13 protein-coding genes and 3 pseudogenes are annotated in these 23600 nt (G+C 34.5%); 12 read left to right on the forward strand and 4 right to left on the reverse strand.

The genetic code is table 11. The features are described 5' to 3' along the window. Window positions 1-12: 12 nt before the first annotated feature. Genes rplJ through M3L71_RS03240 form a run of 3 tightly spaced genes read left to right on the forward strand, consistent with a single transcriptional unit; the run spans window position 13 to window position 9537 of the window. Window positions 13-531: a 50S ribosomal protein L10 gene (rplJ, locus tag M3L71_RS03230; RefSeq protein ID WP_280143970.1), complete on the forward strand. Its 519-nt coding sequence runs from the start codon at window positions 13-15 to the stop codon at window positions 529-531. Between the two features lie 26 nt (window positions 532-557). After that, a complete protein-coding gene (gene rplL, locus M3L71_RS03235; protein WP_007301986.1) occupies window positions 558-959 on the forward strand; it encodes a 50S ribosomal protein L7/L12 in 402 nt (133 codons plus the stop codon). 58 nt (window positions 960-1017) lie between these two features. Next, window positions 1018-9537 (forward strand): DNA-directed RNA polymerase subunit beta/beta', encoded by an 8520-nt coding sequence (locus M3L71_RS03240; protein ID WP_280143971.1) that lies wholly within the window; start codon window positions 1018-1020, stop codon window positions 9535-9537. 34 nt (window positions 9538-9571) lie between these two features. Here M3L71_RS03240 and dusB read toward each other — a convergent pair whose 3' ends face one another. Together dusB and M3L71_RS03250 are read right to left on the reverse strand one after the other, a co-directional pair. Further along, window positions 9572-10522, reverse strand: coding sequence for a tRNA dihydrouridine synthase DusB (gene dusB / locus M3L71_RS03245; protein WP_280143972.1), 951 nt, complete (start codon window positions 10520-10522; stop codon window positions 9572-9574). Window positions 10523-10529: 7 nt separating this feature from the next. Continuing rightward, window positions 10530-11951 (reverse strand): hypothetical protein, encoded by a 1422-nt coding sequence (locus tag M3L71_RS03250; RefSeq protein ID WP_280143973.1) that lies wholly within the window; start codon window positions 11949-11951, stop codon window positions 10530-10532. A gap of 127 nt (window positions 11952-12078) precedes the next feature. On the opposite strand from M3L71_RS03250, the gene serS reads away from it, so the two are divergent. The 3 genes and pseudogenes from serS to M3L71_RS08560 all read left to right on the forward strand — a co-directional run. After that, entirely contained in the window at window positions 12079-13359 is a 1281-nt protein-coding gene (serS, locus tag M3L71_RS03255) for a serine--tRNA ligase (RefSeq protein WP_280143974.1), read from the forward strand. A gap of 31 nt (window positions 13360-13390) precedes the next feature. After that, a complete protein-coding gene (purD, locus tag M3L71_RS03260; RefSeq protein WP_280143975.1) occupies window positions 13391-14662 on the forward strand; it encodes a phosphoribosylamine--glycine ligase in 1272 nt (423 codons plus the stop codon). Window positions 14663-14845: 183 nt separating this feature from the next. Next, window positions 14846-14911 (forward strand): annotated as a pseudogene (locus tag M3L71_RS08560) (WPE palindromic element domain-containing protein); the annotation flags it as partial. Between the two features lie 74 nt (window positions 14912-14985). On the opposite strand, the gene M3L71_RS03265 reads toward M3L71_RS08560, so the two are convergent. Further along, window positions 14986-15477 (reverse strand): RDD family protein, encoded by a 492-nt coding sequence (locus M3L71_RS03265; RefSeq protein WP_280143976.1) that lies wholly within the window; start codon window positions 15475-15477, stop codon window positions 14986-14988. 137 nt (window positions 15478-15614) lie between these two features. Between M3L71_RS03265 and icd the strand changes: the two genes are divergently transcribed. The 6 genes and pseudogenes from icd (at window position 15615) to rho (ending at window position 21766) form a co-directional block, all read left to right on the forward strand. Further along, a complete protein-coding gene (gene icd, locus M3L71_RS03270; RefSeq protein WP_280143977.1) occupies window positions 15615-17033 on the forward strand; it encodes an isocitrate dehydrogenase in 1419 nt (472 codons plus the stop codon). 82 nt (window positions 17034-17115) lie between these two features. After that, window positions 17116-18382: pseudogene (locus tag M3L71_RS08565) on the forward strand (molecular chaperone DnaJ). A 21-nt stretch (window positions 18383-18403) separates the two neighbouring features. After that, the gene (gene nth / locus M3L71_RS03290; RefSeq protein ID WP_280143981.1) at window positions 18404-19051 is read left to right on the forward strand and encodes an endonuclease III; all 648 of its coding nucleotides are present in this window, start codon (window positions 18404-18406) and stop codon (window positions 19049-19051) included. A 279-nt stretch (window positions 19052-19330) separates the two neighbouring features. Next, window positions 19331-19445, forward strand: a pseudogene (locus tag M3L71_RS03295) (IS5/IS1182 family transposase); the annotation flags it as partial. Window positions 19446-19559: 114 nt separating this feature from the next. Continuing rightward, window positions 19560-20165: a cell cycle transcriptional regulator TrcR gene (locus tag M3L71_RS03300; protein ID WP_280143982.1), complete on the forward strand. Its 606-nt coding sequence runs from the start codon at window positions 19560-19562 to the stop codon at window positions 20163-20165. A 194-nt stretch (window positions 20166-20359) separates the two neighbouring features. Beyond that, a complete protein-coding gene (gene rho, locus M3L71_RS03305; RefSeq protein ID WP_280143983.1) occupies window positions 20360-21766 on the forward strand; it encodes a transcription termination factor Rho in 1407 nt (468 codons plus the stop codon). A 272-nt stretch (window positions 21767-22038) separates the two neighbouring features. On the opposite strand, the gene guaB is transcribed toward rho, so the two are convergent. Beyond that, entirely contained in the window at window positions 22039-23526 is a 1488-nt protein-coding gene (gene guaB, locus M3L71_RS03310; protein WP_280143984.1) for an IMP dehydrogenase, read from the reverse strand. Window positions 23527-23600: the final 74 nt, after the last annotated feature.

The raw sequence follows: 23600 nt of genomic DNA on the forward strand, positions 1-23600 counted from the left end.
GGGAGCGAAATTGTGAAGCGTAAAGATAAGGATGAATTTATACAAAACATAATCAATGTGTTTGTAAATAATGATTTCTTAATATTGGTAAATTTCAAGTCTATGAGTGTTAGCAATTCATTAATTCTTAGGAATAGTCTAAAATCTGTAATGGGTGGGATGTTAGTAGTTAAAAATACTCTAGCTTGCTTGGCTTTGGAAAGGACTAGTAAATTTTCTTATTTATCAGGTAAATTTTCTGGTTCTGTTGCTATTATATACTCTAGCGCTATAGTAGAAGCTGCAAAGTTAATAGTTGATTTTATTAATGCTAACAAAGAAAAAATGTCTGTGATTTGTGCGGCTCATATAAATGAATTATTAACAGTGGAAGATGTTAATAAATTGGCTAAGCTTCCCTCTCTCGATGAATTACGTGTTAAAATTATGCGTTTAATATCTTATGATATTCCTGCTCGGTTAGCATTGTCTATTAATTCATCTTCTATGAGGCTTATGAGAGTTTTGGATTACTATAGTTCTAAAAAATAAATTTGTTGTTAAATAAGGTGGTAAGTATGAATAATGTAACAAGTGATTTGGTTGATAAAATATTATCTTTAAATCTATTAGAGGCTTCTGAACTTGTAAAAGTTCTAGAAGAAAAAATAGGGTTGCCTAGTGGTTCTTTTCTTGGTGGAGCTGTTGGTGCTGGGGTGCCTATTAGTGATAATGCTAATGCTCCTGTTGCTCAAGAAAAAGCTGAATATAAAGTTGTAATCAAAGAGATTGATGCAAGCAAAAAAATAGGAGTGATTAAAGCTATTAGAGAAGTTAATTCTACATTGAATTTAAAAGAAGCGAAAGAATTAGTTGAGTCTTTACCCAAAGATTTGACTGCTAATGTTTCTAAAGACGAAGCAGAAAAAATAAAGCAAAAACTTATTGAAGCAGGAGCAACTAAAGTTGAGCTTGAATAAAATGTTAGTATATTAATTTTATGTTGATATAGCTCTTTTAATTAGTGAAGGTATTTTAATGGTTGATTCTTCTTATATGTGTGCTTCTAGTGCTTTTCTTCCTAGAGTTTCTTATTCCAGGTCGATTGATTTAAAAGATTCTTTGTTGGATTTGGTTAAAGTCCAAAAGGGGTCATATAATTCCTTTACTCCTAATAATGAGAGTAATGAAAGACTTGAAGCTATCTTTCATACAGTTTTTCCAATATCTGATCCTTTCCATAGGGCTACTATCGAATTTTTGAATTGTAGGGTAGATGATCTTAAGTATAGTGAATCTGAATGTATAAAACGTGGTATAACTTTTTCTGCTCAGGTTATTGCTTCTATACGTCTTGTTATTATGCAGGATGGTGTTTCTCTTGAAAAATATCAAGAGATTAAAGAAGATGATGATCATTCTAAGCTTGCAACTGTTATAAAATCTGCTGAAGAGCAGGAGGTTCGCTTTTGTGAACTGCCTATGATGACTGATAAAGGTACTTTCATCATCAATGGCGTAGAGAAAGTTATCGTTTCACAAATGCATAGATCTCCTGGAGTGTTTTTTGATAGTGATAAGGGAAAAACTTACAATTCTGGCAAATTAATCTATTCTGCTAGAGTTATTCCTTATAGAGGTTCTTGGCTTGATATTGAGTTTGATGTTAAAGATCATTTGTATTTTCGTATTGATAGAAAGAGAAAGTTGCCAATATCAGTTTTATTAAAGGCTTTGGGCTTATCAAATAATGACGTACTTAATAAATTTTATGAAAAAATAGAGTATATAAAACATAAAAGTGGCTGGAGAGTACCTTTTTCCCATGATAAATTCAAGGGAGTGAGGCTTCCTTTTGATTTGAAGAATGTTGAAGGCAATGTGTTACTTAAAGCTAATGTTCGTATTACTTCAAAATTAGCTAAAAATCTATATGATAACGGATTGAAGGAGTATCTAATTCCTTATGATTCTATATGTGGTTTATTTCTTGCAGAAGATTTAATAGATAGTGCTAGTTCTACAAAAGTCTTATCTGCTGGTGAATCTATAAGATTAGAGGATATAAAAAAGCTTGAATTATTATCTATAGATAAAATATCAGTGTTGAACATAGATAATGTTTCTGTTGGACCTTACATATTAAACACACTTTTCTTAGATGAAAACATGTCTTATGAGAACGCTCTATATGAAATATATAAGGTTTTGCGTCCTGGTGAAGTTCCTGTTTTAAAGATAGTAGAGGAGTTTTTTCGTAATCTTTTCTTCAGTTCGGAATATTATGATTTGTCTAACATTGGTAGATTAAAACTTAACTCTTGCCTTGGGTTAAATTATGAGGAAAATTTAACTACTTTAACACATGAAGACATTATTGAAATTATAAGAAAAATAGTATTGTTACGTGATGGTCAAGGATCTGTAGATGATATTGATCATTTAGCAAATAGAAGAGTCCGTTCAGTTGGAGAGTTTATAGAAAATCAATTTAGAACTGGATTATTAAAATTGGGACGGGCAGTAGTTGATTCTATGTCTACTTCTAGTTTAGATAAAGTCTCTCCATCTGATTTTATAAATCCAAAAGTGTTAACCAATGTCTTAAGAGATTTTTTCAACTCTTCCCAATTATCTCAATTTATGGATCAGACTAATCCATTATCTGAAATAACACATAAAAGAAGGTTGTCAGCGTTAGGTCCTGGTGGTTTAACAAGAGAGAGGGCGGGATTTGAAGTGCGTGATGTTCATCCAACTCATTACGGAAGAATTTGCCCTATTGAAACTCCTGAGGGGCAGAATATAGGCTTAATTAACAGCTTAGCTATATACTCTCGTATTAATAAATATGGGTTCATTGAAAGTCCTTATAGGAAAGTAGTTAATAAGGTTGTTACTGATCAAATTGAGTATCTGTCTGCTATAGATGAAGTTTTATATTATATAGCCGATACCAGCGCAAAGCTTGATGAGAACAACTGCTTTGTTGATGATATGTTATACTGTAGGTATGCTGGTACCTTTGTAATGGTAAATAGTAATCAAGTAAGTTACATTGATTTATCTCCTAAGCAGGTAATATCGGTTGCTGCTTCTTTAATTCCATTTTTAGAAAATGATGATGCTAATAGAGCGTTAATGGGTTCAAATATGCAGCGTCAAGCTGTACCTTTATTGAAGCCTACTGCTCCTTTGGTTGCTACTGGCATGGAATCTTTCGTAGCTTCTGGCTCTGGTGCTGTGGTTTTAGCAAAACGTGGTGGCATAGTTGACAGCTCAGATAGTAACTCTATAGTTATACGTGCTTTTGACAAAGGAGGAATTAACTACTTGGATGTAGATATTTATCATCTAAGAAAATTTCAGCGCTCTAACCATAATACTTGTATTAACCAGAAACCACTGGTGCATGTGGGTGATTGTGTTAAGGAAGGTGATGTGATAGCTGATGGTCCTGCTATTAATAACGGTGAATTGGCACTTGGCCAAAACTTGCTAGTCGCTTTTATGTCTTGGCAAGGTTATAATTTTGAAGACTCAATCATTATTTCTAGTGAAGTTGTTAAAAAAGATCTATTTACTTCTATTCATATAGAAGAATTTGAATGTGTTGTACATGACACTCCTTTAGGGTCGGAAAAAATAACTCGTGCCATACCCGGTGTTAATGAAGAAAATCTTTATCACTTGGATGATAGTGGTATAGTAAAGGTTGGTACAAGAGTTGGTCCAGGTTATATTTTGGTGGGGAAAGTTACACCTAAGCATTCTCTTTCATTGCCTCCTGAGACAAAATTGTTAATGACAATTTTTGGTGAAAAGTCATTTGATTGTGTGGATTCCTCTTTATATACATCTCCAGATATTGAAGGGATAGTGATTGATGTGCAGGTCTTTACACGCAGAGGGGAAGAAGAAAACGAAAGGGCGTTTCTTATTAAACAAAAAGAGGTAAACGACTTTGAGAAAGAACGAGACCATATAATCAATGTTATTAATCAATATTTCTATGATGAATTAAGAAAAATTCTTATTAATTCTGGCTCTCAAGATCGAGAAAGTATTAATTTTATTGAACGTGAGGGATGGTGGGATATAGGATTGAAAAACCAATCTATTTCTAAGCAAGTTGAGAGCTTAAAAAAAGATTTTGATGAAAAAGTATCACATGCGATAGCAAACTTTAAGCGAAAAGTAGAAAAATTGCATGAAGGCTATGATCTGCCTCAAGGTGTGTCGATGTCAGTAAAAGTTTTTATTGCTGTAAAACATAGTTTGCAGCCAGGGGATAAAATGGCTGGTAGACATGGAAATAAAGGTGTGATTTCTCGAGTTGTTCCAGTAGAAGATATGCCTTATTTAGAAGATGGTACTCCTATTGATATTATTCTTAACCCTCTTGGCGTTCCTTCGCGAATGAATGTAGGTCAAATATTGGAAACGCATGTAGGTTGGGCTTGTAAAAAATTAGGAGAAAAAGTAGGCAATATTCTTGATGAGATCAATAAAATCAAACGTGCTTTTTGTGAGGCAATTAGATCTCTCAGTGATGATGATTTTGAAAAATTTGCAGCATTATATCTTGATAATAAAAAATTTGAGGATATTAATGATGATGAAATAACGGCTTCTATTTTAGATACGCCTAATAAGGATGAATTAAATAATGAATTGACTACATTAGTAGAGAATTATTTCAACTCTTGTAAAGATGCACACAGTAGTTTACGTCACTTCCTGATTGAGGTTTATAGTTGTGGCAGTAATTTATCTATTTGTAATAACATTCGCGATATTAATGATAATCACCTCATTGAATTTGCGTATAAGTTGCGTGATGGCATTCCTGTTACTGCACCTGTATTTGAAGGTCCAAAAGATGAACAAATAGTAAAGCTATTTGAACTTGCTGGATTGGATAACTCTGGGCAAGTTGTATTATATGATGGTTGCTCGGGTGAGAAGTTTGATCGCAAAGTTACAGTTGGTTACATGTACATGCTTAAGTTGCATCACTTAGTAGATGGTAAAATTCATGCGCGTTCAGTAGGACCTTATAGTTTGGTTACTCAACAACCTCTTGGAGGAAAGTCTCATTTTGGTGGTCAGCGTTTTGGTGAAATGGAATGTTGGGCATTGCAAGCCTATGGTGCTGCTTACACTTTACAGGAAATGTTAACTGTGAAGTCTGATGATATTAATGGCAGGGTTAAGATTTATGAATCGGTAATAAAAGGTGACAGTAACTTTGAATGTGGAATTCCTGAATCCTTTAATGTCATGATAAAAGAGTTGCGTTCCCTGTGTTTTAATGTGGATTTGAAGCAAAATGACATAGTAATTGAAGATATATCTCATACTAACATCGCGCAATCTTTTAATGAGGTTAGCATTTCCATTGCTAGCCCTGAAAGTATTAAACGTATGTCTTATGGAGAGATAACAGATGTTTCAACTGCAAACTACCGTACATTCAAAGTTGAGAAAGGTGGATTATTTTGTCCTAAAATTTTTGGTCCTGTCAATGATGATGAATGTTTATGTGGAAAGTACAAAAAAAGAAGACATAGGGGCCGTATATGCGAAAAATGTGGAGTAGAAGTTACATCTTCTAAAGTAAGAAGAGAAAGAATGGGTCATATAGAGCTTGCATCTCCTGTTGCTCATATATGGTTTTTGAAGTCACTTCCTTCAAGAATTGGAGCATTATTAGATATGTCTCTTAGAGATATCGAAAGTATTTTGTATAGTGATAATTATGTTGTAATAGATCCTCTTGTTTCCTCTTTTGAAAAAGGTGAAATTATTAGTGAGAAAGCTTATAATGAAGCTAAAGATAGCTATGGGGTCGATAGCTTTATAGCTATGCAAGGTGTTGAAGCTATAAGAGAATTGCTAATACGCCTTGATTTACATGAAATTAGGAAGAATTTAAGACGGGAGTTAGAGTCTGTTGCTTCTGAAATGAGAAGAAAGAAAATTATAAAGAGATTACGTATTGTTGAAAATTTTATCAAGTCTGGAAACAGACCTGAGTGGATGATACTTACAGCTATACCTATTTTACCACCTGACTTGCGTCCCTTGGTATCGCTTGAAAGTGGTCGACCTGCAGTTTCTGATTTAAATCATCATTATAGAACTATTATTAATAGAAATAATAGATTGAGAAAATTGTTAAGTTTGAATCCTCCTGAGATTATGATTCGTAATGAGAAAAGAATGTTACAAGAGGCAGTTGATTCTCTTTTTGATAATAGTCGTCGTAATGCTCTGGTAAATAAAGCTGGCGCTACTGGGTATAAAAAGTCTATTAGCGATATGCTGAAAGGAAAGCAAGGTCGTTTCCGTCAGAATCTTTTAGGAAAAAGGGTAGATTATTCTGGACGTTCTGTAATAGTTGTTGGTCCAACTTTAAAACTAAATCAGTGTGGATTACCGAAAAGAATGGCTCTTGAGTTATTCAAGCCTTTTGTTTACTCAAGGCTTAAAATATATGGAATCGCTCCAACTATTAAATTTGCTAGTAAGTTAATAAGAGCAGAAAAGCCAGAAGTCTGGGATATGCTTGAAGAAGTAATAAAAGAGCATCCTGTTTTACTAAATAGAGCGCCTACGCTACACAGGCTTGGTATTCAGGCTTTTGAGCCAGTCCTTATTGAAGGTAAAGCAATACAGCTTCATCCACTTGTTTGTACAGCATTTAACGCTGACTTTGATGGTGATCAAATGGCAGTACATGTGCCAATTTCATTGGAAGCTCAACTTGAAGCTAGAGTGTTGATGATGTCAATTAATAACGTTTTAAGTCCTTCTAATGGAAGACCGATTATAGTTCCTAGTAAAGATATAGTGCTTGGTATATACTACCTAACTTTACAGCAACTTAAGAAGGATGATTTACCACTTTTTTGTGCTTTTTGTGAAGTTGAGCATTCCTTAAACAACGGTACTCTGCATATTCATTCTCATATAAAGTACAAAATGGAACACATCAATAGCGATGGAAACATTCAGTATAAAACTATTTGTACAACTCCTGGACGTTTAATATTATGGCAGATTTTTCCTAAACATGAGAATCTAAGCTTCGATTTAATAAATCAGGTATTAACAGTTAAGGAAATAACTAGTATTGTTGATTTAGTATATCGTAGCTGCGGTCAAAGTGCTACAGTGGTATTTTCTGATAAATTTATGACACTTGGCTTTGAGTATGCTACATTTTCTGGTACTTCTTTTAGTCGTTGCGATATGGTCATACCTGAAACTAAAGCTACACACGTTGATTATACAAGGGGTGAAATTAAGAAATTTTCTGCACAGTATCAAGACGGACTAATCACTAAAAGTGAGAGGTATAATAAAGTTATAGATGAGTGGTCTAAGTGCACAGATATAATAGCGAATGATATGTTAAAAGCGATATCTGTGTATGATGAAAATAGTAAGTACAATTCAATATATATGATGGTTAGCTCAGGTGCAAGAGGTTCTACTTCCCAGATGAAGCAGTTAGCAGGAATGCGAGGGTTAATGACCAAACCTTCTGGTGAAATTATAGAAACACCTATAATTTCTAATTTTCGCGAAGGATTAAATGTATTTGAATACTTTAATTCTACTCACGGTGCACGTAAAGGTTTAGCTGATACTGCACTTAAAACTGCAAACTCTGGATACTTAACTCGTCGCTTGGTTGATGTATCTCAAAATTGCATAGTTACAAAACATGACTGTAAAACGAAAAATGGCCTTATTGTAAGAGCTATAGTTGAAGGTAGTACTATAGTTGCATCTCTAGAGAGTGTTGTACTGGGTAGAACAGCTGCAAATGATATATATAACCCAGTAACCAAAGAGTTATTATTAAAAGCAGGTGAATTAATTGATGAAGATAAAGTAAAGCAAATCAACATTGCAGGTCTTGATGCTATAAAAATTAGATCGCCTTTAACTTGTGAAATAAGTCCTGGTGTGTGTTCTTTGTGTTATGGAAGAGACCTTGCAACTGGTAAAATTGTTTCAATAGGTGAAGCAGTTGGTGTTATCGCTGCTCAATCTGTTGGAGAGCCAGGTACTCAGTTAACGATGCGTACTTTCCATATAGGTGGGGTAATGACTAGGGGTGTTGAATCCTCAAATATTATAGCTTCTATTAATGCTAGAATAAAACTGAACAATAGTAATATAATTATAGATAAAAACGGAAATAAAATTGTGATAAGCCGTTCCTGTGAAGTCGTTTTAATTGATAGCCTTGGTAGTGAAAAATTGAAGCACAGTGTGCCTTATGGTGCTAAACTTTATGCAAATGAGGGTGAGTTAGTAAAAATTGGTGATAAAGTTGCGGAATGGGATCCGTATACACTACCTATTATTACGGAAAAGAGTGGTACAATATCTTACCAGGATTTAAAAGATGGAATTTCAATCACTGAAGTGATGGATGAATCTACAGGAATATCAAATAGAGTAGTAAAAGATTGGAAATTGCACTCTGGTGTAGCTAATTTACGTCCTCGTATTGCACTGCTTGATGATAATGAAAAAGTAATAACACTTTCAAGTGGTGTGGAAGCATGTTACTTTATACCAGTTGGTGCAGTGCTTAATGTACAGGATGGCCAAAAGGTTCATGCAGGTGATGTTATCACAAGAACGCCTAGAGAGTCAGTTAGAACTCGTGATATTACTGGTGGCTTGCCTAAGGTTATAGAATTATTTGAAGCACGTCGTCCTAAAGAGCATGCTATCGTTAGTGAAATAGATGGCTATGTAACGTGCTCTGAAAAAGACCGTAGAGGAAAACGCAGTGTAGTAATTAAACCTGTAGATGAGCGAGCTTCTCAAGTTGAGTATTTAGTATCAAGAAGTAAGCATGTAATAGTCAATGAAGGTGATTTTGTGCGTAAAGGTGATTTATTGATGGATGGCGATCCTGATCTTCATGATATTCTACGTGTGCTTGGGTTAGAAGCGTTAGCACACTATATGATTTCTGAAATACAGCAAGTTTATAGATTGCAAGGTGTGCGCATAGATAACAAGCATTTAGAAGTGATCTTAAAGCAAATGCTACAAAAAGTAGAAATTACCGATCCTGGTGATACTATGTACTTAATTGGAGAAAATATCGACAGGCTGGAAATTGATAGAGAAAATGATGCTATGAATAACTCTGGAAAACGACCTGCTCATTATCTTCCTATTCTGCAGGGAATTACTAGAGCAAGCCTTGAAACTAATTCCTTTATTTCTGCTGCCTCTTTCCAAGAAACAACAAAAGTACTTACGGAAGCAGCATTTTGCGGAAAGAGTGATCCTTTGAGTGGGTTAAAAGAAAATGTTATAGTAGGAAGGTTAATTCCTGCTGGTACGGGTCTGATTATGAATAAGGTGAAAGCACTTTCGCTTTGTGAAAATATAGATAAATATGAAAAATATTTTGATATTGAGACTTATGACGAAAAATTGCTGAGTGATAATAGTTATCAATTACATTCTGATGAAGAAGAGAGTGTGGTGGCATCGCACTATGATCAGTCAAATTGAATATAGCTAATGAGGTAGTATGTTTAATCTGTTTTTAACTAAAAAAATCAATTATATTTTCTTTCACCTCTGTGCTGTCTATTATGTTATTTACTCTTACACGAAATTCAGATGAGTTTTGAAGCCCGCTACTGTACCATCCTATATGTTTGCGGGCCATCTTTATTCCTGTATCGCTTCCATAGTACTCAAGAATACTGTCATAATGCTTGAGTATTATGCTTAATCTCTCTGAGGCTGTTGGCTCATAAACTTTATTTCCACTCAAAAAGTTTATTGCTTGATTAATCAGCCAAGGTTTGCCGTAAGCACCACGACCTATCATCACTCCGTCTGCCCCTGATTCTTTGAGCGCGTTTTGAATATCGTCCAAATTTTTAATATCCCCATTTACTATAACCGGAATTTTTACCTGCTCTTTGACATTTCTAACGAATTTCCAATCTGCTTGACCATTATAAAGCTGTGCCCTTGTTCTTCCATGTACAGTAATCATCTGTGCTCCCAAATCCTCTGCAATTTTTGCCAAGCGCGGAGCATTACGATTTTCGTCATTCCATCCAGTACGCATTTTTACTGTAACTGGCACACTCACTGACTTGACTACAGCTTCTATTATCTCAGCAGCCTTTTTTTCATCACGCATAAGTGCTGACCCTGCGTAACCGTTTACAACTTTTTTAACTGGACAACCAAAATTTATATCTATGATTTTTGCACCCATGCCCTCATTTAACTTTGCAGCTTCCGCCATAACATCAGGCTCACAACCAGCAAGTTGTACAGCGGTTAGTTCATCGACTTTTGCTTTTTGCATGCTCTGGCGAGTTTGCATGATCATAGCTCTGCTTGCAATCATTTCTGAGACTAGCAAACTTGCACCAAGTTTCTTTACAATACTCCTAAATGGATAGTCAGTCACTCCAGACATTGGCCCTAAAATAACTGGAGAATCAATCGTCAAACTTCCTATTTGTAGGGACATAGGCTTTCTAGTCGCTAGAAAATGCATTTTTAACACTATTACAAGCTGCTATTATAACATCTTGCACAGATGAATTTACTTTCTCTATAAGAGAAGGCTCTACCTCTACCACCTCGCACCTCTCATAATGACCAGGCGTTAAGTATATCGTTTCTTGTTTTTTATCACCCCACAACTCGTCATTTAATTTATAACTCTCACGATTAAATATCTGATTTAGTTGATCATCATTTATCATTTGTAGATTTGGCTCAAACTTTTTTTGCTCCTCGCTGTTGTTATCTTTATAGTAAACATTAATTTCAATATTAGCTAAAGAAGCTAATATACTAATTTCTTCAATAAAAATAAAATAACTTTGACTTTTTATTGCTTCAAGATAAGCTTGATAGAGTTCAGGTTTGTTAAGGAATGATTCTGTAATAAATCCACTATTATACTGGGTATTGTATTCATTTTCACCAAGGCCATAAAGAGCTTCTGCATATTCTTTTAAATTATGTATAGCTTGATCGCGTGATATATTAAGTTTACTAACAGCTTTACTAACTAACTTTTCTACATTATCTTCAGCATTTTTAATTTCCTTATTCATTTGTTCAACCAACTTCCTTATTTTATCAGACTTACCAGTTAAATCGCCTGGATTATTTAAAAACATATTAAAAACCTTTTCTAGCTGCTCCTTTAAAGGAGTTGGCATACTTGAATCACTTAAAGATTTAAATTGACTTAAAAATTTGTTCCATTCCATTCTCATATCTTGTGCTCTTTCACCCTTATATTGACCGGAGCTGCTATCACCAAACACTGCATGAAAAAAGCAGTTTCCATCACCTGTAGTATTATATCGAACAATTTTTGTTTGTTTAGGTTGCTCACTTTCTATTGAGCCCATACTCACACCACTATCTGTAGATGGAGAATAGGAATTTCTACGTACCCTCTTATCCGAATCATCTGTTTTTCTTGATATAACATCTAGTCCACTGTACAATGATTGACTTTTTATTAATTCTCCATTTTTAACAGTATTATCCAACATTACCAGACTATCCATACTTGTTAACTTTGGCTCTTTTGGATTCTGTTCTCGTAACTCAACTCCTTTTTCTTCACTCTTTTCTTCCTTTATAATTCCTTTTCCATCAACATAATCTTTTACCAAGTAAAATAAAGGTTCAATAACCATCTTGTATGTTGCTGTAAGCACTATTCCCATTAAGATCCAAGCTACAGGATGAAAAATTAGCATAGCAAGCGGTAAAGTTAAGAAAGTAGATCCTATTATTAACCCCAAACAGCCAATAGTAACTGTAGCTGCTAAGTATATACCAAGCGCATAAATGGCAAATCTTCCGCCAGCCTTAAGTTTAGTGAAGTGAGTACTCTCTTTAGATTTATTGTATCTTTCTATGATGGCTAACATATTATATTTCGCGTTTATCAATTCTAGCAAATTATGAAGGTAAAATCAATATTAGCATTTATATGTAAAAATATTGAGCATTCAAAGCTTTTGAAGTAGAGTAATGATGTTAGTAATAGCACAACATATGCATGATATAGAACATATACGCAAAAACCCTAAAGGATTTGAAAAAGCAATAAAAAGCAGAGGGGTGAAAGAATTTACTGCAAAAGAAATATTAGAGATAGACCATAAAAAAAGATCACTGACTACTAAATTGCAAGCTTTAAACAAGCAACGAAACGAGGTCACGGAAGAAATAAAGAGGCTTAAAATGAACAAAAGCCCATGTGAAGAACAAGTAAAGTTATCAAAAAGCATCACAAGTGAGATAGAGACAATCAGCCTCAAGGAGCAAACAGAAAAAAATAAGTTAGTGGATATTTTATCTAACTTACCAAATATTTCTGCACAAAATGTACCAATAGGTGAAGATGAGAGCTCCAACGTAGAAATCAGAAAATATGGAAAGAAAAGAAAATTTGATTTTACACCAAAATTTCATTATGAACTCGGAGAAAGGTTAGGCTTGATGGATTTTGAACAAGCAGCAAAAATTTCTGGATCAAGGTTTACAATACTAAAAGGACAGTTAGCTAAGCTTGGACGAGCATTAATAAATTTTATGCTGGAAACACATGTTAATGAATTTGCCTATACTGAGGTGTATCACCCAGCCCTGGTGAAAAACGAGGCGATGTATAACGTTGGTCAGCTACCAAAATTTTCTGATGACTCATATTTAACTACCGATAAATTAAGATTAATTACCACAAGTGAAGTAGTTTTAACAAATTTAGTTGCTGACAAAATAATAGAAGAAAAAGAACTGCCTATTCGGTTTACTGCATATTCAGAATGTTTTCGTAAAGAAGCTGGCAGTGCAGGACGAGATACAAGAGGTATGATAAGGCAACACCAATTTGGTAAAGTGGAGTTGGTAAGCATCACAACTGAAGACCAGTCAAAAGACGAGCTTGAACGTATGACAAATGCTGCTGAGGAAATATTAAAAAAATTAGAACTACCGTATAGAATAATGCTGCTTTGTAGTGGTGATATGGGCTTTGCTGCACAAAAGACTTATGATATAGAGGTATGGTTACCTGAGCAAAATAAGTACAGAGAAATATCAAGCTGCTCAAATTGCGGTACGTTCCAGGCAAGAAGAATGAATACTAAATACTTCTTAGAAACTGACAGAAAAACAAAAAAATACGTTCACACTTTAAACGGCTCAGCTTTAGCCATAGGAAGAACAATTGTTGCCATAATGGAGAATTATCAAAATTCCGATGGGTCAGTTACAATACCAAACGTGTTGCAAAGATACATGAGTAATGATACTGTTATAAGCAAACAATAATTTTGACATATAGAAAAGCGAGGAAATAAAGATGAAGGTTCTGGTTATAGGTTCTGGTGGGCGTGAGCATGCTTTACTTTGGGCTTTAAAGAAGTCTCCTACCTTGACTAAGTTATATGTTACTCCTGGTCGCCCGGCCATGGAAAATTTTGGAGTTCTTATGAATATAAATATTCAAGATTCAGTGGATGTTACACAATTTTGCAAGAAAGAAAATATAGAGCTAGTGATTATTGGTCCAGAGCAGCCGATAATTAATGGGCTTGCTGATGATTTAACTGCGGAGGGGATAAACGTTTTTGCTCCAAGTCAAGCAGCTGCAAAACTTGAGGCATCAAAGTCTTTTACGAAGGAACTATGTAAACAATATGGTATACCGACCGCCAAGTATGAACGTTTTATTGATGAAAGGTTAGCTAAAAATTTTGTCCGTAGTAATAAAATAAAATTGCCGCTTGTAATTAAAGCAAATGGAATTGCAGCAGGGAAAGGTGTCATAATATGCCACACAGAAAATGAGGCTTTTTCAGCAATAGATTCAATGCTAGTGGAGAAAAATCTTGGTGAGTCAGGTGAAGAAATAATCATAGAAGAGTTTTTAATTGGAGAGGAAGTAAGTTTTTTTGCTCTTATTGATGGGTTGAAAGTAGTAACCTTTGGTTGTGCAAGAGATTATAAGAAAGTTGATGAAAATAACGAGGGCCAAAATACTGGAGGCATGGGGTCATATTCATCACCTTCGATTATAAGTAAGGACATGGAACAAAAAATTATACAAAAAATAATATATCCTACAATTCAAGCACTGACTAACATGGGAACATCCTATAAAGGAGTACTCTTTGCTGGTTTAATGATTTGCAAAGATAGTCCAAAGCTTCTTGAGTATAATGTTAGGTTTGGGGATCCGGAAATACAATCTATTTTACCTAGACTTGATCCAAATTGTGATTTGTTAAAGTTGATGTTGTCAGTTGCAGAAGGCAAGTTAAATACAAAAATGGTGGAGTTTAATCACAAAACTACAGTTTGTGTAGTTGTTGCAAGTAAAGGCTATCCTGGTGATTATCAAAAAGGAGAGGTAATTAAAGGATTGGATAAAATTGAAAACATTCCTGGTGTGCTAGTTTTTCATGCTGGTACTAAGTTGGATGAAAGTGGTAATTGGATTTCCGATGGCGGAAGAGTGCTAAATATAGTAGCAGAAGGAAACACTGTGGAAGAAGCTAAAAGTAAAGTGTACTCAGCGTTAAATTTTCTAGAATGGTCAGGTGGGTTCTTCAGGTATGATATTGGTAGTTAATTTAGCTTATGCAGAAACAAAAAAAGTCACTTTGTAAGCAGTAAAATAAAGAAAAACATGATATCTGTTCAGATTCATGTGAAACCAGTGCTTCTTTTCTTGTCATGAAAGTAGCTGACACTGGGATCAAGGTTGATGAAAGCACACTAGCATAGAAAGTGGTTACAACGTTTTCGATGAGATTATATGGAAAACTGGATTCCAGTGTCAAGCACTGGAATGACACCGTCTATTATGCAAATTACCTGCTAATTGCAATGTTCGTACAGATGTGGGTCACGCGCTGGAATAACACCCTTGGTGATAACAACTAAAGAAAAACATCAACTAGGTTCATAGTCTATCACTACTGTTTTTGCAATTTTGTCATTAAGGAAATGTTTATGCTTATCAAATGTTGCAAACAATATGATAATAATTGGTAAAATTATAAATAGACTAGAAATACTCAATATTGTATAAAAAATTATAAAATATAACACTCCAAAAGTTCCTGTTCTGATTATTGTTTGTGTTATAGTGATTTTTTCAAGTGTATTTTTGTCTTTTATATGCATACGAAGCAATAATTGTCCCGGAGTTCCGCCGAATTCTATTATCGTAAATGCGTAAAATGCTAATGCCAATATTAGCGCTGTTACATTAAGAATTGTTCCGTTGTCTGAAATTATTTTAACCGCATTGGGTGTTAAAGAACCTAAGGTACATCCAACGTTAAATCCAATAAAATACTTTATCGCCGTTAATAAAATATGATCAAACGCAAATGCAAAAATGCGTCTCGTAACTCTTGCATAGCTTATTTTAGTATCCATACAACCCCACCCGCATTACTAACTGACATAAGAACATGTTATTAAATAACTGTAAATATTTCAACTTGTACAGTACTAGCTACTTGTGTCACTCTATCATTTGAATTAACATTAAGTCATGTGTAATTAGGAAAGTTATGTCAACACCAATCACAGTTGCGTATGGTGACGGTATCGGACCAGAAATTATGGAAGCGGTGCTGTCGATATTGCGTGAAGCGAAAGCAGAGATCTCAATAGATATTATTGAAATAGGAGAGCGTGTTTATAGTAAGGAATGGTCTCATGGAATTTCTCCGAGTGGTTGGGAATCTATCGAAAGGACAAAGATATTACTCAAATCTCCAACAACAACCCCTCAAGGTAAAGGGCACAAAAGCTTAAACGTTGCGCTCAGAAAGAACTTAGGGCTGTATGCAAATATTAGACCATGCATTTCGTATCACCCTGTTATAGAAAATAAATTCGATAAATTTGATGTTGTTGTAATACGTGAAAATGAAGAAGACGTTTATACGGGAATAGAGCATAGGCTCACTGGTGATTCTTACCAATGCACTAAAATTATTACTAGATCTGGATCAGAGAAGATATGCAGGTATGCTTTTGAATACGCGAAAAAACACAACAGAAAAAAAGTAACTTGCCTGACTAAAGACAACATAATGAAAATGACTGACGGCGCTTTTCATGCAGCGTTTGATCGTATTGCAAAAGAATACCCAAATATAAAGATAGAACATTATATAGTTGATATTGGAATGGCAAAAGTTGCTACAGAGCCCGAGAATTTCGATGTTATAGTAACTGAAAATCTATATGGCGACATATTATCAGATATAGTGGCACAAACCTCAGGTTCTGTAGGGCTTGCAGGAAGTAGCAATATAGGTAATGAATATGCAATGTTCGAAGCGGTTCACGGCTCTGCTCCTGATATTGCAGGAAAAAACATAGCTAATCCTTCTGGTCTTTTAAATGCTGCAGTGCATATGTTGGTCTATATCGGTCAAGTGAGTAATGCAAAGCTAATTTACAATGCATGGTTAAAAACCTTAGAAGATGGAATACACACTGCTGATTTATATAAGGAGAAAAAGAGCAAGCAGAAAGTTGGGACAAAAGAATTTGCACAAGCTGTTATAGATAATCTAGGGAAAAAACCCATAACGTTATCTGAGCTTATAATTAGCAGTGATTCGGATAGTAAAATAAATAAAGTACAAGACAATTACGAACAAGATTACAAAGTTAAAAAGCTAGTGGGTAGTGATATAACGCTTGCTTGGGACAAATCCAACAATTTTGATCAAATAGTTAGGTTATTTGAATCGAGTAATCTGAAAATGATAGCAATATACTCAAAAGGACTTGCAATTTGGCCAGGAGGCTCAAAGTCTTCGAGTGACCAAATAACCTGCAGGTTCATTGCAAATAATGAAATTACAAATAGTGATGTGAATAACTTGCTAGTCAAATTTGAGGAACATAATTTTGATGTGGTGAGAATGGATAAGTTGTATTTGTATGATGGGAAAGAGGGTTTCTTCTCTTAGTGGTTGCTTGATATTTTTATGCTTGTGTGAAACATTAAATATATTATACTAATAGTATCGTGTATCTATGTGAGGCGTAGTAATGAGTCAACATTTTAAGTTAACTGGTCAGGAGTTTTATGATAATAATGATCTGTTTAACGTACTAGAGATAAAAGCTGAACAAATTGTAGGTAAGGATTACCAAGCTCTTAGCAAGTTTCTGAAAAAACAATATAATAAATTGATACTTGTAAACCATCCTGACAAAGGTGGAGACAAAAATAGATTTGATCGAATTTATAAAGCTTATCAAGAGCTAAAAAAATATATTGAGCCTTTGGAATCAGGAAATCCTTGTGTGAAAGTCAGTATTGATGCTGAAAGTGATGGACATTTAACGGCAAGAGAGTTTCACTATAGGAAGAAGCTATAGGTAAGGATTTTGATAAATTAATCTCTATATTAAAAAAGAATGATCGTTCGTTTGAAAAAGATCTAGAAAAATTCATGGAACTCCAAGCTCAAATAAATAGGATTTTGCAAAATCCAAATTTAGATAATTTTAAGAAGAGTGTAGAAAGTGCAAAATTAACGAAAGAGCTATATCAATATATAACAAAGCCAAGCATACAATTATTCAATTATATTACTCCTCTAGAAGAAAAGAGAAGCCTAGTTAAAGAAGATAAGAAAGCATTAGCGTTGAAATTTATAGAGCGTAAAAATGCTCTACTGCTTGTCCCAAAATAAGTCTTCTGCCTTTAGCTCTATTAACTACAGTTACTATAGGTTGCTATTTTTCATGGTGGATCATAGCATTTAATATCATTGGTAATAAAGTCACTGGTTCATTAGTGAATTATTATATGGAAAAGTATAAAAACTCAGAAATTTCTACTGATGAATTCATAAGTAAAATTAGCTATATCGAGCTAAGCAGTAAACTTCTTATCAACTATCCTTTAGCTGCTTTTTCTGTTTATTTAGTTACAACAAATTTCATTGCTAATGGATTAACTGTTGGTGGGGCTATACTTGTTCCACTATTGTTATTGGCAGTATTAATTGAAGCATTAGCTCCTATTTTCTCAAAAGGCTGTGAAATATACACTGAAAAACACATGAAAGATTTACTAGAAGAGGATCCAAGAGATAGAGTGCAAAAGGAGACTGATCTGTTAGGACGGTATGATCCACGAAAACTGTTAATGCCAATTATCATGCCTCTTGTTAGAAAATGTTTTGCAGAAGTGGCAAGCGAGTTTGCTGAAAGGAATTTTGATGAGGTAAAAACTGATATGTCTGATGTTAATATTGAAGGACTATCTAATCCTCAAGCAATTGAATTTGCACAGCAAACAGTATAGTATAAGCTTTTAGCTCTATGCATGGACTCAAAAAAAGTAGAATTAATATTTGAAAAATTTCAACAGTCAAATCCTGCGCCAAAAATAGAGCTAAATTATACCAATCATTTTACGTTATTAGTTGCAATAGTTCTGTCAGCGCGGACGACCGATATAAGTGTTAATAAAATTACAAAGGAGCTATTTAGTATCGCTGATACGCCAGAAAAAATGTTGAATCTCGGGCAAAGTGAGCTGAGAAAATGCATAAGCAGTATTGGTTTATATAATTCCAAAGCAAAAAATATAATCGGGCTCAGTAAAATATTGATTGAGAGGCACAATAGCAAAGTGCCTACTAATTTCGATGATTTGGTATCTTTACCAGGGGTTGGGAGAAAGAGCGCTAATGTGTTCTTAAATTCAGGGCTTGGTATTCCAACATTGGCAGTTGATACTCACGTTTTTAGAGTGAGCAATAGAGTTGGGCTTGTGAAAGAAAAAGATGTACTTAAAACAGAGCAGTCTCTTTTGAATCTAGTGCCAAAAAAATACCTACTTTATGCTCATCATTGGCTAGTTTTGCATGGTAGATATGTTTGCAAAGCGCAAAAACCTTCGTGTGAAACATGCATAATTCATGATTTATGTGAGTTTGAATGCAAGAGGTTAGTATCTCCTCTTTTTTAATTCAAGTAGCTCACAGAGGTGAAAAAGATTACTTTACACATTTTTCCATTTTCCTTATCATAAGAATTAAGGTATTTTATTATCTTCAATCTGTGCAGATTAAACGACAAAAGTATTATACAGTTGGCGTCTTATTTTTAATTTTTTGCACTATGTGCACCTTATGTCTTCACAATATTTCTAGGTTTTTACCTACATAAGCTGAAACGAGCTTATAAAACGTTTAAGACAGTATAGAACGCCAATTTTCAGGATTAGAGAGTAACAACTAGCTAACGTGAGAGATCTTTTCCCTGGTTGGAAAAATGTAGGCGACTTTGGAAAAATTGCGAGCGTAAACTTAATACTACCCTACAAATTTGCTTTTACTTCTTTCCTCCTTAAAAGATTATGAACAGGTTCTAAGAGATAAGAAATATAAACCAAAAAGCCATTGGATGACAAAGTTAATGCTTTTTTAGTTTTAATGGTTTATATTTTATTTCTATAACAGTAAAGGAATATTAAAATGGGAGATGTTTTTTCGATGTCAATGGAATCTTCTAAAGACAATAAAGATAGAAACGAACAATTTCTCATGCAAGTAGCTGCTTGGTTGGTTGATAACACTAGCTTAACTTTTGATCAAATAGCACAATGTTGCAAGTTATCCCTTGAAAAAGTACAAGACATAGCTGATGAGGAAATAGAAGTTGAAAAGTATGACCCTATTATTTCTGAAATAATTACTGAAAAAGAAATCGATAATTGCAAAAAAAATCCAAATCGTGTACCAAATTTGATTATAAAAAATATGAAAAAAAGGGCAAAGACGACTAGCTTTCTTGCCTTTGCTTCCACAGCAAGGCGTAGAGATAAACCTAATGCGATTTATTATTTGGTAAAAAAATTTCCTATCTTGAACAATAATGTGATAGCTAAGCTAGTTAGTACAACAAATTACACAGTTGAGCAGGTAAGAGATGGATCTCATCATAACATACTCAATATCAAACCTCAAGATCCTGTACTACTTGGTTTATGTAGCCAGGAAAATTTAGAAGCGGAAGTAGAAAAAGCGAAAGTAGAAGAAGAGAAGAAACAAAGATTAAAAAATATAAATAACAGCTATTGATGATTCTCAAATTCTTGTACTTTGTTAATATTAAATTGACTTGACTTGTTAGTTTTTATCAGTATAATGTAAGTAAAGTATCTAGTTTAATAATAATTAAGTCTAAATACGCACTAAAAACTAGCTCAGCCTAATTTATTGTTTTATACTCACATTTTAGGTTAGTAAGCATCAATTAAAATTTTTGGAGGATTATGACAACAATCAATGAAGATGTCTTAGCAAAAGGAGAGGTTGTAGGTCAACCTGAAAAAAGCGAACAAATTCATAGTGCTGACGCAGTAAAACAAATGACCAGTGAAGGTGCTGAAAAAAACAAGAAAACGTTGGACCTGAGCGAATTGAAAGAGAAAACAGCAGAAGAATTGTTAGAGCTAGCTGAAGAAAGAAAAATTTCAACTAGTGGTAAAGGCAATGGCAGGATGCTAAAACAGGAAATGATATTCAGTTTAATGAAGAAAATGAGTGAAGAAGGAGGCATAACCACAGGAAGTGGAGTGGTGGAAATATTGCCTGATGGTTTTGGTTTCTTACGTTCATCAAGTGCAAATTATGCTCCAAGTACCGATGATGTTTATATTTCCAATGGCCAAATAAAGAAGTTTAATTTACGTACAGGAGATATGGCATGTGGAGAAATAAGGCCACCTGGTGATAAAGAAAGATATTTTACTTTAACTAAGGTTCAAAGTATAAACTCTACTGAAATCAGTGAATTAAGAAAGTACGTACACTTTGATAATTTGCTTCCGCTTTATCCTGAAAAAAGCCTCATCCTTGAAAACAACAGTAGCGTAGATAATAAAAAAGATATAAACATGCGTGCTGTAGATATAGTTACACCTCTTGGAAAAGGACAAAGAGCATTGATAGTTGCTCCACCTCGTACAGGAAAAACGATATTGCTTCAGCAAATGGCTCACTCTATAGCTACAAATCATCCTGAAATAGAACTAATAGTATTACTTATAGATGAAAGACCCGAAGAGGTGACAGATATGATACGCTCTGTAAAGGGTGAAGTGGTAAGCTCTACATTTGATGAACCTGCCTACCGTCATGTCCAACTTGCTGAAATAGTAATAGAAAAAGCTAAAAGAATGGTTGAACACAAAAAAGATGTAGTGATTTTGCTTGATTCTATAACTCGCCTTGCACGTGCTTATAATGCAGTCATTCCTTCGTCTGGAAAGGTTCTAACCGGTGGTGTAGATTCAAATGCGCTGCAAAGACCAAAACGCTTTTTTGGAGCAGCTCGTAATATTGAAAATGGTGGTTCTTTGACAATCATCGCTACAGCCCTTATAGAAACTGGTTCAAAAATGGATGATGTTATTTTTGAAGAGTTTAAAGGCACAGGTAATGCTGAAATTATACTAGATAGAAAACTTGCTGATAAACGTATATTCCCTGCTATTGATATTACAAAATCCGGAACAAGGAAGGAAGAGCTATTAGTTGATAAGGCCATACTAAATAAAATATGGGTATTGCGTAGGATACTTAACCCTATGGGATCTGTTGAAGCAATGGAGTTTTTACGTGACAAATTACTTTTAACAAAGAGCAATGCTGACTTTTTTAACTCCATGAATCACTAAAAGTAAGCCAATTCTGATGGAGCAAAAAAGCAAAGCTCTCTTATAGCTAAAATAATTTGGATTTATCAAAATATATTAAGCTGGCAATCTACCTTAAGTTGCTATTCCAACTTATAGCACTGATTTTGATCAAAAATTTTATGTAGTCAGTTTATTTACAATCGATTTTCCAGTGTCAGCCACTTAGATGACATCTTTTTGACTCTTAATATTAATATGTTTATACAATTGTGTGCCAGTGTTGAAATGACCCACTCAAAAGGGGATTGTATTTACTCTGAATCAGATGATAAATTAGATGCTTGGTAAGCGTAATTTGGAGCTTCCTGTGTAATGATTATATCATGAGCATGACTTTCTCTTAACCCTGATGAAGTAATAGTGACAAATTTGCAGTTTTTTTTCATCTCTTCTATATTACGGTTGCCAGTGTAACCCATTGCAGCTTGCAACCCACCAATTAACTGACAGATCACTCCTGAAGCTGGACCTTTAAAAGGGACTCTTGCTTCTACTCCTTGTGGGACTAAATCAAGTTTTGAATCTTGAAAATAACGGCTAGCTGACCCTCGTTTCATTGCACTAATAGATCCCATTCCTCGATATTCCTTATATGCTCTACCCTTATACATGATAATCTCACCTGGGCTTTCCTCAGTACCAGCAAAGATTGAACCTATCATCACAGTATCAGCACCAGCTGCAATAGCTTTTGCAACATCTCCCGAATATTTTATTCCACCATCAGCAATTAGTCTGACGTTTTTTGTTTTACAAACCTCTGCAATATTCTTGATCGCAGAGAATTGTGGCATACCAACGCCTGTAACTATTCTGGTAGTACAAATTGATCCTGGCCCTATTCCAACTTTCACTGCATCAACACCAGCATCAATTAACGCTTCAACAGCCTCCTTTGTTGTAATATTTCCGCCGATTAATTGCGTATTCGGATACATCTTTTTTATTTCCTTAATGGTGCTGATAACGTTCTCGGAATGACCGTGAGCGGTATCTACAATAACCACATCAACTTCTTCTTCGACCAAAGCTTCACATCTTTCTATACCGTCTTTTTTACCAGTACCAATTGCAGCGGCAACTCTGAGTCGACCTTTACTGTCTTTACATGAATTTGGATATCTATTGTATTTTTCGATGTCTTTAACTGTGATTAGACCTATGCAACAAGAATTTTCATCAACAACCAAAAGCTTCTCTATTCTATTTGCATGCAACAATTTCATTGCTGAGGCGCTGTTTACTGCCTGCTCTCGAACTGTTACTAACTTATCTTTTGTCATCACCTCGGAAACTTTTATATTCATGTTCTGGTCTTCAATAAACCTCACATCTCGATTAGTTAAAATTCCCACTAACTTGCGTTGATCAACTACAGGAATGCCGGAATAATTATACTCTCTCATTAATGAAACTGCTTCTGCAACCGTTTTATCTGGGGAAATTGTAATTGGGTTATACACGATCCAGCTTTCATATTTTTTCACCCTTCTTACTTCTAACACTTGTTCATCTATTGATAAATTCTTATGTATGCAACCTATTCCACCATGTTGGGCAATAGCTATTGCAAAGCCTGATTCAGTGACAGTGTCCATTGCAGAGGATATGAGAGGGATATTTAGTTCTATATTATTTGTTAGATAAGTTCTTGTGTCTGCATCACGAGGCAATACATCAGAATAGGCCGGTAAGAGAAGTACATCGTCAAACGAATAACAAGCTTCCATTTTTTTCATATGCTTTATTTAAAGCTTATACGCCAATTAATGAAATTGCAATAGAGCTTTTGCAAAATTAGCCTGGCTCCAGC

Origin of the sequence: Wolbachia endosymbiont of Frankliniella intonsa (assembly GCF_029856955.1) — a bacterium.
Taxonomy (GTDB): domain Bacteria; phylum Pseudomonadota; class Alphaproteobacteria; order Rickettsiales; family Anaplasmataceae; genus Wolbachia.

Excerpts from the sequence above, each read along its gene's own strand:
- rplL (WP_007301986.1), top strand. The coding sequence starts at position 558 with ATGAATAATGTAACAAGTGATTTGGTTGATAAAATATTATCTTTAAAT.
- M3L71_RS03240 (WP_280143971.1), top strand. The coding sequence starts at position 1,018 with ATGGTTGATTCTTCTTATATGTGTGCTTCTAGTGCTTTTCTTCCTAGA.
- dusB (WP_280143972.1), bottom strand. The coding sequence starts at position 10,522 with ATGTCCCTACAAATAGGAAGTTTGACGATTGATTCTCCAGTTATTTTA.
- M3L71_RS03250 (WP_280143973.1), bottom strand. The coding sequence starts at position 11,951 with ATGTTAGCCATCATAGAAAGATACAATAAATCTAAAGAGAGTACTCAC.
- serS (WP_280143974.1), top strand. The coding sequence starts at position 12,079 with ATGCATGATATAGAACATATACGCAAAAACCCTAAAGGATTTGAAAAA.
- purD (WP_280143975.1), top strand. The coding sequence starts at position 13,391 with ATGAAGGTTCTGGTTATAGGTTCTGGTGGGCGTGAGCATGCTTTACTT.
- M3L71_RS03265 (WP_280143976.1), bottom strand. The coding sequence starts at position 15,477 with ATGGATACTAAAATAAGCTATGCAAGAGTTACGAGACGCATTTTTGCA.
- icd (WP_280143977.1), top strand. The coding sequence starts at position 15,615 with ATGTCAACACCAATCACAGTTGCGTATGGTGACGGTATCGGACCAGAA.
- nth (WP_280143981.1), top strand. The coding sequence starts at position 18,404 with ATGGACTCAAAAAAAGTAGAATTAATATTTGAAAAATTTCAACAGTCA.
- M3L71_RS03300 (WP_280143982.1), top strand. The coding sequence starts at position 19,560 with ATGGGAGATGTTTTTTCGATGTCAATGGAATCTTCTAAAGACAATAAA.
- rho (WP_280143983.1), top strand. The coding sequence starts at position 20,360 with ATGACAACAATCAATGAAGATGTCTTAGCAAAAGGAGAGGTTGTAGGT.
- guaB (WP_280143984.1), bottom strand. The coding sequence starts at position 23,526 with ATGAAAAAAATGGAAGCTTGTTATTCGTTTGACGATGTACTTCTCTTA.